This window comes from Rhizobium sp. BK112, assembly GCF_014193215.1.
Taxonomy (GTDB): Bacteria; Pseudomonadota; Alphaproteobacteria; order Rhizobiales; family Rhizobiaceae; genus Rhizobium; species Rhizobium anhuiense.
Genome location: NZ_JACHYZ010000012.1, coordinates 78,589 through 92,146, shown reverse-complemented (window position 1 = coordinate 92,146; position 13,558 = coordinate 78,589). Strand labels below are relative to the sequence as shown.

At 58.8% G+C, this 13,558-nt stretch carries 9 protein-coding genes; 4 read left to right on the top strand and 5 right to left on the bottom strand.

The window, feature by feature from the left end:
• Position 1 precedes the first annotated feature (1 nt).
• The 3 genes from flgK to FHT75_RS27830 form a co-directional block, all read right to left on the bottom strand.
• Positions 2 to 1,462, bottom strand: coding sequence for a flagellar hook-associated protein FlgK (gene flgK, locus FHT75_RS27840; protein WP_047619722.1), 1,461 nt, complete (start codon positions 1,460 to 1,462; stop codon positions 2 to 4).
• 13 nt (positions 1,463 to 1,475) lie between these two features.
• On the bottom strand, positions 1,476 to 2,768 hold the full coding sequence (locus tag FHT75_RS27835) for a flagellar hook protein FlgE (protein ID WP_183845294.1): 1,293 nt from the start codon (positions 2,766 to 2,768) through the stop codon (positions 1,476 to 1,478).
• A 324-nt stretch (positions 2,769 to 3,092) separates the two neighbouring features.
• The gene (locus FHT75_RS27830) at positions 3,093 to 3,974 is read right to left on the bottom strand and encodes an EF-hand domain-containing protein (RefSeq protein ID WP_063473687.1); all 882 of its coding nucleotides are present in this window, start codon (positions 3,972 to 3,974) and stop codon (positions 3,093 to 3,095) included.
• Between the two features lie 163 nt (positions 3,975 to 4,137).
• Between FHT75_RS27830 and FHT75_RS27825 the strand changes: the two genes are divergently transcribed.
• From FHT75_RS27825 to FHT75_RS27810, 4 genes are all read left to right on the top strand, one after another.
• Positions 4,138 to 4,785, top strand: coding sequence for a TetR/AcrR family transcriptional regulator (locus FHT75_RS27825; protein WP_063473686.1), 648 nt, complete (start codon positions 4,138 to 4,140; stop codon positions 4,783 to 4,785).
• A 208-nt stretch (positions 4,786 to 4,993) separates the two neighbouring features.
• On the top strand, positions 4,994 to 7,177 hold the full coding sequence (locus FHT75_RS27820; RefSeq protein ID WP_063473685.1) for a DUF1217 domain-containing protein: 2,184 nt from the start codon (positions 4,994 to 4,996) through the stop codon (positions 7,175 to 7,177).
• A 219-nt stretch (positions 7,178 to 7,396) separates the two neighbouring features.
• Positions 7,397 to 9,184 (top strand): methyl-accepting chemotaxis protein, encoded by a 1,788-nt coding sequence (locus FHT75_RS27815; RefSeq protein ID WP_063473684.1) that lies wholly within the window; start codon positions 7,397 to 7,399, stop codon positions 9,182 to 9,184.
• A 99-nt stretch (positions 9,185 to 9,283) separates the two neighbouring features.
• Positions 9,284 to 11,503, top strand: a complete 2,220-nt coding sequence (locus tag FHT75_RS27810; RefSeq protein WP_183845295.1) for an EAL domain-containing protein — start codon at positions 9,284 to 9,286, stop codon at positions 11,501 to 11,503.
• An 87-nt stretch (positions 11,504 to 11,590) separates the two neighbouring features.
• Here the strand turns inward: FHT75_RS27810 and FHT75_RS27805 are convergent, their stop codons facing one another.
• Together FHT75_RS27805 and FHT75_RS27800 are read right to left on the bottom strand one after the other, a co-directional pair.
• Positions 11,591 to 12,028 (bottom strand): MarR family winged helix-turn-helix transcriptional regulator, encoded by a 438-nt coding sequence (locus tag FHT75_RS27805; RefSeq protein WP_047619733.1) that lies wholly within the window; start codon positions 12,026 to 12,028, stop codon positions 11,591 to 11,593.
• A gap of 138 nt (positions 12,029 to 12,166) precedes the next feature.
• Entirely contained in the window at positions 12,167 to 13,465 is a 1,299-nt protein-coding gene (locus FHT75_RS27800; protein ID WP_063473682.1) for an MFS transporter, read from the bottom strand.
• Positions 13,466 to 13,558: the final 93 nt, after the last annotated feature.

Genomic DNA, 13,558 nt, shown 5'->3' with positions numbered 1-13,558 from the left:
ACTAGCTCGCTATGTCGAGGAGCGACTTGAACATGTCGTCGATGACGTTCAGGATTTTCGTCGCCGCTTTGTAGGATTGTTCGATGTCGAGAAGCAGCGTCAGCTCCTCGTCGAGGTTCACGCCCGCTTCATTGGAATAAGCCTCGTCGGAGCGCGACAGGGCCGCCGAAGTGGTTTCGGAGGCCGTCGTCGCATCGCTGCGATATTGCTCGAGCCAGCCGATGGAGGCGCTGGCATAGTCCGTCAGGCTTTGCGTCGTGGAGAGGCCGGCATCGGAAGAGAAGGAGCGCTGTTCCGTCAATGCCTCGTACAGGGCGTCGAGATTGTCCGAGAAGCCGCTGTCTCCCGACGTGTTGAGATCGGTGATGCCGCTGATCGTTCCATCGCGCAGCTTCGTCGCATCGCCGCCGTCGCTCGTGACGACGGCTGTATTGACCGAGATGGTGGACGCGATCCCGGTGATATCGTCGGTGTCGGACGGCGTTGTCCCGGTTGCGCCCGATGCTGTCGTCCACACGAAAAGTCCGGGTGCGCTCGTGCTGCCGTCGGTTTCGGAGAAGATCTGGACGAGCGATTTGGCGATCTCGTCGAGCTGGGCCTGGAAGGTCGGGGCGACCTCGTCGCGAAGCTGCAGCAATGACTGCAGGCTGCCCGAGGCAGTGGTCGTCGATCCTTCGCCGGCGTCGAGCGCAACCCCGTCTATGTAGACGGAATTGCCCTCCGTTCCCGCGACATAGGTTGCTGTCGAGGTGAATGAGACGGTGCGCGGTACAGTCTCGAACAGCACGGTGCCATCCGAGGTGTAGAGCGCCATGTCGTTATTGCTGCGGACGACGGAATTGACGCCGACGATCGAGGAGATCTGCTTCAAGAGCTTTTCGCGCTCGTCGAGCGCCGAGGATGTATCCGCGCCGGTCGATGTCGCCAGTTTGACTGCGTTGTTTGCCGTCTCGAACTGCGACAGCAGCGTATTCAGCGTCGAGACCTGCGTGGCGATTTCCGCGTCGGCGTCGGTTCTGATCGACTGAACGCCGTCGCTTGCGGTATTCAGCGAATTGGCAAGATCCTGCGCGGCGGTGACGGCCGATTGTGCCGCGGTCGTGCTGCTCGGCGAGGTGCCGAACGTCTGGAGCGCCTGCTGGAATGCCGCGAGATAAGTGCTTGGCGAGGTCTCGTAGTCATTGCCGCCCACCAGCGACTTCAAGCTTTCAAGGCCGGTCAGAAGCGTTTGCTGGGCGCTGTCCTTGGAATTCGTCTGCAGGTACTGAGACAGAAGCGCGGTTTCCTGCGCCCGGCTGATGCTGACGACCTGCGCGCCGGAAAGGGATGTCGTGATCGACGCTTCCCGTCTCACATAGTCGGAGTTTCCTGCATTGGCGATGTTCGTCGAGACGACGCTGCTTTGCTGGCCGGTATTGTTGAAGATGCTTTGTGCGCTGTTTAAGGCGGAGGTGAGCGACATGCCGACGCCCTCCCTATCGTTTCAGATTGACGAGGACATCCATGATATCGGAGCCGGTCTGGAACACCTTCGAATTGGCGGTATAGCTGCGCTGCGCTTCGATCATCTCCGTCAGTTCGCCGGCGAGATCGACGTTCGAGCTTTCGAGAGCGCCGGACTGGATGGAGCCGAGGCCGTTGGTCTGCGGGAAGCCGGTTACCGTCACGCCGGACATTCCGTTGGCGGTGTAGACGTTGCCGCTGAGCAGCGTCAGATTGTCGGGGCTTGCGACCGTCGCGAGAGGAATCTGGTAGAGAGACTTCGTCGTGCCGTTGGCATAGGAGACCGACACCACACCATCCGTGCCGATCGAGACCGCACTCACAGCGCTCGCGGCCTGGCCGTCGGCCGAGCCCGTCGCCGAGAAGTCGGAGGCGAGCTGGGTGAAATCCGAATAGTCCATGGTGATCGTCTGTGCCGTCGTCGGATCGACGATATCCGTGTCGGTCGCCGAGGTGAGCTGTCCGTCGGCGTCGAAGGAGAGCGTCGCGACGCTGACGGCGTCGGAGGAGTAGGGGAAGGACGTCGTGCCGCCGGTGGTTGCGTCGGCATTGCGATAAACCGCGACCTCCCAGGCGCTTCCGGTGACCGCGCCGCTTGAATCCGTCGTCACACCGGTTTTGGTGAAATAGTAGTCGTATTGGACGGTAGCGCCGAGGCTGTCATAGGCAACCAGCGACATTTTCTGCGTGTCGTCGGTGACATCAGACGTGTTGGCGCTCGGCAAAGTCGTCGTATCGGTAACGACGGTCGCTTCGGAGTTCAGGTTGCCGCTGAAATAGGCGCTGCTCGAGGCAACTGCGCTCAATCCCGACTGGGACACGTTGACCGGCACCAGGCCGTCAAAACCGTTGACGACCACCGCCGGCACGCCGGAATCATAGGAATATCCCATCAGCGTGTAGCCGGCGCCGTTGACGAGATTGCCGTCGCTGTCGACAGAGAAGTCGCCGGCCCGGGTGAGCACCGGCGTGCCGTCGGCACCTTGCACGATGAAGAACCCGTCTCCCGAGATCGCCAGGTCGTAATCGGAGGTCGTGTAGGAGATGTCCCCCTGTTCGGAAATCGCCTGGCGCACGGATGTCTGAACGCCACCGGAATTGTAATTGCCCGACGAAGACGGCAGGACCAGCGACGAGAAGGACGTGGAAACGGCCTTGTAGCCGGTGGTGTTGGCATTGGCGATATTGTCGGAAACCGTGCTGAGCCGGTTTGCCTGGGCGCTCATGCCGGAGACGGCGGTTTTCATGCTTCCAAAAATGCTCATGGCTCGATCCTTTAAGGTTTGGGAACATGCCATGTGACGAAAGGCTTCCAGAGCCCGGATGGCGGGCGCACGACATCGCTGGCGCCGTGCAAAAGCCGACACCGGTCGATGATCTGATTGTCTGGACTGACCCCGTGATGGCGATAGGCGCTTCGGCTCATCCGCGCGCTGGTTATCCGTGCGCCTGTGACGGCGCACACTTCAACATTTCCATATTTCGGAAGCGACCCGACTGAAGGCTCTGCCGGCTCAACTGCCGGGTCGCTTTAAAACCGTCTCAGTGCAGATCCTCCAGCGACCGCAATGGCGACGGCTTAACGACCGTCAGCTCGTGGACTGTGCAGACAATGAACCGGTGCCCGACGTGTCGAGCAGACTAAAGAGCTGGCTCGCCTGGCTTTCGGTGACGTCGTCCGGCTTACCCGCCATGAATTCGTCCAGTGTCACGAGCCCGTCTCCATCCGTATCGAGATCGGAGAGCAGGGATGCAAACTGGTCATCGTCATCGTCACTGGACGACGGCGGCGGTCCTTCGGGACGTTCCGACTGCTGAGCGGACATGGCCTCGGTCAGCGTATCGACCGATAGCGAGCCGGCACCTTCGCTGTCGAAGCTGTCGAACAGCGTGCCGGCCTGCTCCTCGCTCACATCGGACGGCCGACCTGCAACGAATTCGGCTTTGCTTACCTGCCCGTCGCCGTCGGTATCGAGATCGGAGAGCAGGGATGCAAGATCGTCATCGTCGGAAGGTGGCGGGGGTGGCGGCCCCTCGGCACGTTCCGACTGCTGGGCGGACATGGCTTCGGTCAGCGCATCGACCGATAGCGAGCCGGCACCTTCGCTGTCGAAGCTGTCGAACAGCGTGCCGGCTTGATCCTCCGACACATCGGACGGCCGGGCTGCGACGAACTCGGCCTTGCTGACGTAGCCGTCGCCGTCGCTGTCCAGCTGCGCAACGTCCATGTCTGCGCCGCCGTCCTGCTGCTCGCTGGAAGCGGACTGATCGGCGAGGCCGTTCATCGTCAGCGACATCAACTGCGACATGAGTTTCTCAGCGCTGTTGGCCGCGTCTTCGCTGAGCTGCTGGGTTGTGGTTGATTTTTTTGCCGAAACCGTATTACAGGATAGGACGTCCTGGGACGCTGACGTCGAACTCTTGCTATAGGAATAGGAAGACATTGACGTTGCGGCGGAAATGGTCGTCATAAGCGCTCCATCGCTAGAGGGTGGGGATGCAACGCATTACAGAACTGATGAGTTCTCTAAATCGAAATTACTAATGCCACAACCGAAAAAATCGTCCCTCAGAAATCGTAGTCTCCTTTCTGCGGGCGTCGGCTTGTGCTTCGATGAGGCGGTCTAGATCATCATGGATGTTGCCGACGATCCCGCAGATGAGCCGCGCAAACGGGGCCGGCCGAAAGTCTCCAGCGATGATGACAAGCGCGTGCATATCGTCGAGATTGCCCGCCGCGTTTTTGTAAAATACGGCTACGCCGGAAGCACGACCGCGGTCGTCGCCACCGAGGCGGGTGTTTCGAAACAGACGCTCTACAAGCTGTTTCAGAGCAAGGAAGAGCTGTTTGCCGCCGTGGTCGGTGCTCATCGGCGCATGATGCTCGACCTGCCACGGCCTCCAGAAGATCTCTCGATCGCCGAGAGCCTTGAACGCATCTTCATGATCGACATGGATGAGGACAAGGATGCCGATCGTGCCGGTTTCCTGCAACTCGTCTTTCGCGAAGCGGGGCAGTTTCCCGAACTCGTCGACATTCTGCAGCGCGAAGGCATGCGTGCCAGCCGGCAGCAGCTTGCCGACTGGCTGAGCGACCGCAGGGCCGAAGGCAGGCTGTCGCTTGATGATCCGACCAGCGGAGCCCGCATGCTGATGGATATGATCTTCGGTGGCATGGGGCCGCCGGAAGGGCGTGCTCAGGCCTGGCCCGACCGGGCGGCACTGCTTGCCCATCTCCGGCGCTGCATTGCAATCTTTGCCGCGGGCGTCGGCGCCGCGTGACCCGATAAAGCCGCGATCCCTCGGCTTTCGACGTCCTGTTGCATTTTCGAAGAATTATAGTACCATGTGGTTCTATTAAATTGATTCGGCCGCATGAATGCGGTCCGTCAGCGCCATGAACGGCGGCAACATCTCAGCAAACATGAAAAGTTTCAACCGTGGCGGCCGGCAGGCTTTCGCGCGCGCATGCTCATGAAAGGGACAGGCGTTGGTTTCCACCTATGTGAGCTACCTCTCGGTCGCCAGAAATCTGAGCGCCAGTCTCTCGAGTGTGGCTTCACAGGCAACGGTTTCCCGCGACAGTGACTACTACAAGGAAAACATCGACAAGGTCACGACGGTCGATGAATTCATGGGCGATTACAAACTCTACTCCTATGCCATGAAGGCATACGGGCTAGAGGACATGACCTATGCCAAGGCCTTCATGAAGAAGGTGCTGGAAAGCGACCTCAGCGATTCATCGAGTTTCGCCAACACTTTGAGCGATAGCCGCTATGCCGAATTCGCCGCCGCCTTCAAATTCGGGGGCGAGACGAAGACGGCGCAGTCAGACGTGCAGCGGGACAATCTGCTCGATGCCTATGAGGAATCCTTCGACACCGAGGCGGACGACATCACGGATGAGACGGATTATTTCGAAGAGAATATCTCGTCGATCACCTCGGTCGATGATTTCCTGTCGAGCTCCAGACTGAAGAACTATGCGCTTACGGCCTTCGGCCTCAGCACCGAATACACGTCCAGCAGCTTCCTGAAGCAGGTTTTGACGAGCGATCTGGATGATGCCGACAGTTTCGTCAACCAGCTCGGCGACGACGTCTATGTCAGCCTGGCAAAGGCCTTCAACTTCAACGAGGATGGCTCGACCGACGGCGATGTGATGTCGGAAGACCAGATCTCGCTGGTGACGAGTGGCTATGCGGTGGCCTCGTCGACGATCGCGTCCACGGAAACCGGGGAGGCCTACGACACCTATTTCGCTGCTGAAATTGGCAACATCACCTCCGTCGACCAATTGATGAGCGACGACAAGCTGGTCGGCTATCTCAGGATTGCCTACGGTCTTTCCGACGACGAATCCGACAGCTACATTTCGGCGGCCCTGAAAAGCGCCGACATCGCCGAAGCGATCGGCTTGTCCGACCTGCACGAGGCCTTCAATTTCGACGAGGACGGCGCGCTTGCCGATGGCGACACCGCCCAGACCTCGGACCAGACCGCCACGACCACGGCAGCCTTCGATGAAAATTATGAAGTGCTGGTCGCCAATACCAGCACGGAAGACGCCACCGACAACTATACGACGCGCATCGCCAGCGTCACCTCGATCGATGATTTCCTCGTGTCGAATGCCGATGACGACGATGACGACAACGACGATCTCCCCGAACTGTGGGAAATGGCGTTGCGCGCCTATGATATAGACCCCGACAGCGTTTCGAGAAGCGAGGTCCGGAAAATTCTCGAAAGCGATCCCACGGACTCGAAAAGCTATGTCAACAGCCTGAAGGACGACCGGTTCGTAGCCTTTCGCAAAGCATTCAACTTCGACGACAATGGCGACGTCACCGTTCCCTTGCAGGCCATGTCGGAATCCGTCGTCGACGACTACGCCGCCTATTACAAGCAGAACAAGATCCGATACCTTGAAGGCGACGAGCTGACCGAGGCGACCGACGCGGCGAATGACGAGATCACCTATTTTCGCGAGCAGATGGCGACGATCACGACGGCCAGCGAATTCCTGGCCGACGATCGCCTGGTTAGCTTCGCGCTTGAGGCGAAGGGGCTCGATCCGGACGATGTCACGTCGGACGAACTGAAGAAGATGTTCTCTTCCGATCTCGACGACGAAGATAGTTATGTCAACAAGCAGGACGACAATCGTTTCGCCGAACTCGTCGGCTCGTTCAATTTCGATCAGGACGGCAATATTTCCGCCGATCCGACCGGGACCGTGCAGCAGCGCGGCGACGTGCTGGAAACGATCGACTCCTATGTCAGGCTGACGCTCGAAGACGATCAGGGCGACAGCAACACCGGCGTGCGCCTTGCCCTCTATTTCGAACGCAAGGCGCCGGAGATCTCGAACGCCTATGATATTCTGGGCGACAGCGCGCTCTTCGAGTTCTTTACGACGACCTTCAACCTGTCCAGTTACGTCTCGAATATGGACGTCGAGAAGCAAGCCGAGATGGTCAACAATTTCATCGACATGGAGGATCTGTCGGATCCTGACAAAGTCGACGATCTGATCCAACGCTTCACCGCCATGTATGACATGGCCAACGGTACGGGCACCACGTCGTCAGCCCTTTCGATCCTGACCGGCTCGTCGACAATAAGCGCTGACACGCTGCTTGCGGTGGCGCAGTTGAAAAGCAGCTGAGCGGCCCGCAGTGCGCCGTTCCCGGGGAGGCTGCATCGCTGCCCGCGGCAGGGCGGGCCGCCGGCTGTCTTTGCCCCCGGATGCGCCTGATGAATGCAGCGCTGGTTGAAAATAAATTATACTGCACGTCACATTCATAATTAAATCCCCGTTAATGAGCATGAGCGAATATTCGCAAAATGGCTGGATCGACAGCGATGAATCTAGGAGGATTTGCGAGTGAATATTCTTGATCGTGGTGCAAATGCTGTCGCTGTTCTGGCGGCTCTATCGAATTCGCAAGCCATGATCGAGTTTGATTTGTCGGGCAAAATCCTCACCGCAAACGAAAACTTCTGCAGGGCGCTTGGTTACGAGTTGAGGGAGATCGTCGGAAAACATCACAGCATGTTTGTCGAAACTGCCTATGCATCCTCGGCAGAATACAAGGCTTTCTGGACGAAGCTGTCAGCAGGAAAATTCGATCAACGACAGTATAAACGGCTCGGCAAAGGCGGGCGCGAGGTCTGGATCGAAGCGTCCTACAATCCGGTGTTCCGTCGCGGGAAGCCGGTCAAGGTCATCAAGATTGCAACCGATATCACCGCGCAGAAGCTGATATCTGCCGAGCATGCGGGCAAGATCGACGCATTGTCCCGGGCTCAGGCGATCATCGAATTCACGCCGGCCGGCGAAATCCTGACCGCAAACGACAATTTCCTGACCGCTCTTGGTTATTCGCTTGCCGAAATCCAGGGCAAGCATCACTCGATGTTCTGCGAAGGCGACTATTCCAAGTCGGAGGCCTACAAGGAATTCTGGCGGAAACTTGCGGGCGGCCAACTGGTTGCCGACGAATTCATGCGTGTGGGCAAGGGCGGACGGAAGGTTTACATCCAGGCTTCCTATAATCCGATCTTCGACCTGAACGGCAAAGTGTTCAAAGTCGTGAAGTTCGCAACCGATGTCACTGCGCGTGTCGAGAATGTCGAACAGCTCGCCCGTTGCCTGACGAATTTTGCAGATGGCGACCTGTCGCAGACGATCCAGAAGCCTTTCATTCCTTCGCTGGAACGGCTGCGCACCGACTTCAACAGCGCTTCGGAAAAGTTGAAGGACGCGATGGCAACGGTGGCCGAAAATGCCAAGGCGATCTCGGCCGGTTCCAACGAAATCCGCACCGCCGCCGACGACCTGGCAAAGCGTACCGAGCAGCAAGCGGCATCCGTCGAAGAGACGGCGGCCGCCCTTGAGGAAATCACGACGACGGTCAAGGATTCGAGCCGCCGCGCCGAGGAGGCCGGTCAACTCGTCTCCCGCACCAAAGACCATGCGGAACATTCCGGCCAGGTGGTTCGTGATGCGATCGGAGCGATGGACCAGATCGAAACCTCGTCGCGCGAAATTTCCAATATCATCGGCGTCATCGATGAGATTGCCTTCCAGACGAACCTCTTGGCGCTCAATGCCGGCGTAGAGGCGGCACGGGCAGGGGAGGCCGGCAAGGGTTTTGCGGTCGTTGCTCAGGAGGTCCGGGAGTTGGCGCAGCGGTCGGCGAAAGCTGCAAAGGAGATAAAGAGCCTGATTACAGCCTCCGGTTCTCACGTCGCAAAGGGCGTCGCCCTCGTCACGAATGCCGGATCCGCGCTTCAGGAAATCGCCAGTCAGGTTCACGACATCAACACCAATGTCACGGCGATCGTGGAGGCGGCGCGCGAGCAATCGACGGCGCTCGGCGAGATCAACCAGGCCATCAACACCGTCGACCAGGGAACGCAGCAGAATGCCGCGATGGTCGAGGAACAGACGGCTGCGAGCCATGGCCTCGCACGCGAGGCCGCCGCACTTTTCAAGCTTCTTGAACAGTTCCGTTTCGACGATGCTCCGAGATCGAGACTTTCATCCACGCAGGCGGATCGTCATGTGCCCGCACCGACGGCTTTGAAAGTTGTTCGTACCTCGCCCGCCGCGTCCGTCCAGCGCGGGTCGGCGGCCGCCGCGCTGAAGTCTGATTGGGAAGAATTCTGATCAACCCAGAAAATTGCTGTCGGCGGCAAGTTCGTCCGCTTCCATGATCCATGAAGGGTCTCACTCCGCGTCACGCAGCACTGCGAGGAGTAAGGTCGCATGTCCCTTACCGAAGATGAAAGATTGAACCTTCTCCACGAGGCAAGCATTCTCGATACACCGCCGACGACAGAGTTCGACGCTATCGTTCGTCTGGCCTGCAATATATTCAACATGCCGATGGCATTGGTTTCGTTCGTCGACGAGCAGCGGCAGTGGTTCAAGGCCCAGCAAGGCTTCACTTTGAAAGAGACGTCACGCGAGCATTCCTTTTGCGGACATGTTGTGGAAACAGGGTTGCCGCTCGTCGTTGAAGATGCCGGGAAAGATTCCCGCTTTTGGGAAAACACATTCGTGAACGAGTGTTCCGTCCAATTCTACGCGGGCGTTCCGCTTTTGGAAGGGGAGACCTGCTACGGCAGTTTTTGTGTCCTCGATACGAAGACCCGCCGTTTCGGCGATCGGGATATCGAACAGCTCCGTAACTTGGCAAGCGTCATCGTGGGCCTGATTCGGGAGCATCGTCAGCAAAGCCAGCTGAAAGAGCAGCAACGTGAACCGGAGTTGAAGCAGGCTCGGTTCGAACAGACCGAGCGCTCTGCCAAAGTCGGTGGCTTTGAGATGGATCTCAACACCGGTACGATCATCTGGTCGGACCAGATTTATCGCACTGTCGGATTGCCGGTCGGTAAACGAATGACCTCGGAGGAGGTGATCGGCTGCTATGCTCCGGAAGAGCGCGACGGCGTCAGTCGCAGGATTCGCGGTCTCCTGAATGGCTCGGAGATCGGCGTTGACAAAGAGTATCGCATCATAACGCCAGAAGGCGAAGAACGATGGATTCGCGTGGTCAGCGATATCGAACACCTGCACGGTGAGCCAAAACGTTTGTTCGGCATCGTTCAGGATGTTTCCGAAAAAGTGCGCTACGAGCAACGCTTGCTGCAGGCGGCAAATGCCGATCCCCTGACCGGGCTTGCCAACCGGGCGGCATACAATGCTCACATGGCGAGGCTCACAGCGACGGATGCCGCCTCCATTGGTTTGCTGCTGGTCGACGTCGATCGCCTGAAGCAGGTGAACGATATCCTGGGCCATGCGACCGGTGACCTGCTGCTGAAAGGCGTGGCATCTCGTCTGGACGAGCGCTTGGGAAAGCGCGGAAAGGTCTTTCGCCTCGGCGGCGACGAATTCTCGGTTGTTCTGGACGCACCCGCAAACGCGCGGGTAATGCGTTCACTCGCGCGACACCTGATTGAATATATCGGCCGCCCTCTGGAGGTCGCGGGATCAACGATAAATCCCACGATAACCGTGGGAGGCGCGATTTCGGAAGGTGAAATGGATGCGGCGACGCTTTCGCAAAACGCAGACTTCGCCCTGTATCACGCCAAGGAAACACGGCGTGGAAGCTACGTTCAATATGAGCCCAGCCTGCGTTCGAGGATAGCCCATCGCATTCAGATCGTCCGAGAGGTGGAGTTGGCGCTTACCGAGCATCGAATGGTGCCGCATTATCAGCCAATCGTGAGCTGCGCCGACGGTCAGGTATGGGCGTTTGAAGCGCTGGTGAGAATGCAACGTCCCGATGGATCAGTCGTATCGGCGGCGCAATTTCATGAAGCCTTCACGGACTCGAGTGTTTCCCATCACATTACGACATGCATGCTCGATCATGTCGCGACCGATATCTGCAAATGGATGGACCGGGGGCTGAGTTTCGGACGGGTTGGCATCAATGTCAGCGCCTCTGATTTCATGAGGGGTGACCTGGAAAGCCGCATCGTTGGTGCGTTCGCGTCGAGAGGCATTCCGCTCGATAAGCTCGTGCTCGAAGTGACGGAAACCGTCTTCCTGCAGGGCTTGGAAGACACTGTTGCAACAACGCTGCAACGTTTGCGGAAAAGAGGCTTGGCCGTGGCGCTCGATGATTTCGGGACGGGCTATGCATCGCTGACACATTTGCGGAGCCTGCCCGTCGATATCATCAAAATCGACAAGAGCTTCATCGACACCATGCTCGTGGATGAATCGAGCCTCGCAATCGTAGAACTGGTGCTCAACCTGGCGCGGAAGCTCGACATGAAGGTCACGGCGGAGGGCGTCGAAAGCCATCGGCAGGCGATGTGCTTGCTGGAAATGGGCTGCACCACCCTCCAGGGCTATTTGTTTAACAAGCCGATGGACCGCGAACACGTGGGCAGCTACCTATCTGCATCAAAACCACATTGTACGGAGAATTCAGGAGAATCGCGGACGGGTCTGCTGCTCTTCGGATAGTCATCAAGATGGCGTGTCGAAGGTGGTGCGGGGCCTTCCCCGCGCTCCTTTGCGCCATCGGGACGGGCCTGCGTCCACATCAGCAGATCAGCGTGCTTCGAGCTTGTCCAGGTTGGTATGGATGATCTTCAGCGCCGATTTCAGCCAGGCCACCTCCGCCTCGCTGAACGTCTCGACGCCGACCGCCTCGAATTCTGCTGCGAGCGGCATCAATTTCTGCACCAGCGCATCGCCCGAGGGGGTCAGCGCAATCGAAACCGTGCGGCCGTCGTCGGGCCGGGTGCGCGACACCAGTTCTTTCTTCTTCATCACAGTGACCAGGCGCGACAGGGTGGAGAGCTCGACCGTAACCATGGGGCTCAGATCTGTCAGCCTTTGCGGTCCCTCCTGCTTCAGGATCGCAAGGACGCGGTACATGGGCAAGGTAACGTCAAAATCGTGCAGCCGCTCCGAAAAAAGCTCCCCCATGCGCACGCCGACGCGATTGAGAAGGTAGGGAAAGGATCCGGTAAATCGATAGGACATTTTCGCTCACAACTATTGCATCCGCACTGAATAGCCTTAGGCGAGAGCATGTGCAATCAAAAGTCGCGTTCGTCAGGACAAATGAAAGCCGGCCTCATCGAGGCCGGCCATGGTCGCGGGCGTGCTTGCCTTAGCTAGTCAGTGCACGACGACGTCTCCCTTTTCGGTCGTGCCATGGAGGAAGGTGAGGGCCGTCAAAGCGCAGCCGACCACGGCCGCTATGGCGAAGATGTAGAAGTTCCACTCCGGTGCGAGCCCCCGCTGCAGCACTGCGCCGCCGATCAGCGGCCCGGCCATGCCACCAAGGCGGCCGACCGCGAGCGAAAATCCGAGCCCGGTTCCGCGGATCTGGACTGGATAGAAGCGGCCAACCAGAACATTCGAGAGGATCTGGGTGCCGATCGTTCCAGCGCCGGCAAGAGCGACAAGCGCGTACATGAAAACACCCTGCTTCAGTGTGAGCATGTAGATCGCCCCAGCGCCGATGGCGAACAGCACGGCGACAGTCATCTTCACATGGCCCCTATCGGCAATCCGGCCGGCAATGACGATACCGATGGCGGCGCCGACATTGAGCATGATTGCAAACAGCAGCGCCGAACTGATGTCGTAGCCCATTTTGTTCATGATGGTCGGCAGCCAGTTCACCATGCCGAAAGTCAGCAACAGAGAGCAGAAGTGAATCGCCCAGGCATTCAGCGTCAGCGCAAGCCGCCCTTCCGCAAACAGCGCCCGTACGCCCTGTTTTTCCGAAGTTGTCGGCTGGTGCGGAACCCGTTCCAGGCTAAAGCTGTCGCAAACCGCGTCGGCCTCGGCGCGGCGGCCCTTGGCGGCGAGCCAGTCGGGCGATTCGGGCAGTGATTTGATCAGGAACGGCAGTGCCAGCAAAGGCGCGCCGCCAATGATCATCAGGGGGCGCCAGCCGTAATGCTCAAGAAGAAGCATGCCGAGAATGCCGGAAAGGATGCCGCCCAGCAGATAGCCCATGAAGGACAGGGAGTTGGCCAGCGCCTTCCGTTTGGCGGGCGAAAATTCGAGAATGAGCGCGGTTACGGTCGGCAGAAGTGCGCCGAGCCCGAGCCCGCTCAGGAAACGCGTGGCTGCGAAGACCGGGAAGTTCGGAGCAAGCCCGCTGGCGATCATCATGAAGGAAAAACTGGCGAGGCTGCCGAGAACGACTTTTTTCCGGCCGATGCGATCGGCGAGCGTCCCGGCGATTGCCGCACCCAGCAGCATGCCGAACAGGGTCAAGGCGGCGGCACGGCCGACGAGGGATGGATCCAGCGCCCATTCCGCCTGTTTGAGTAGCGCTGGTGCGATTACCCCATAGACGACCAGGTCATAGCCGTCGAACAATATCATGAAGCCGCACATGGCAATGACACTTGCCGTCGTTTTGGTCTGCGCCACCATGGCGCTCATTTCCTGCGAAGACATGGCTCCTCCTCCGTGATCTCGCTTTGAAAAAGGCTTCAGCTGTCCTGGAGCCTAGAAAATCAAAGATTACCTCCGTCGTCATCGGGCTTCTGA

Excerpts from the sequence above, each read along its gene's own strand:
- FHT75_RS27825 (WP_063473686.1), top strand. The coding sequence starts at position 4,138 with ATGGATGTTGCCGACGATCCCGCAGATGAGCCGCGCAAACGGGGCCGG.
- FHT75_RS27835 (WP_183845294.1), bottom strand. The coding sequence starts at position 2,768 with ATGAGCATTTTTGGAAGCATGAAAACCGCCGTCTCCGGCATGAGCGCC.
- flgK (WP_047619722.1), bottom strand. The coding sequence starts at position 1,462 with ATGTCGCTCACCTCCGCCTTAAACAGCGCACAAAGCATCTTCAACAAT.
- FHT75_RS27800 (WP_063473682.1), bottom strand. The coding sequence starts at position 13,465 with ATGTCTTCGCAGGAAATGAGCGCCATGGTGGCGCAGACCAAAACGACG.
- FHT75_RS27805 (WP_047619733.1), bottom strand. The coding sequence starts at position 12,028 with ATGTCCTATCGATTTACCGGATCCTTTCCCTACCTTCTCAATCGCGTC.
- FHT75_RS27810 (WP_183845295.1), top strand. The coding sequence starts at position 9,284 with ATGTCCCTTACCGAAGATGAAAGATTGAACCTTCTCCACGAGGCAAGC.
- FHT75_RS27830 (WP_063473687.1), bottom strand. The coding sequence starts at position 3,974 with ATGACGACCATTTCCGCCGCAACGTCAATGTCTTCCTATTCCTATAGC.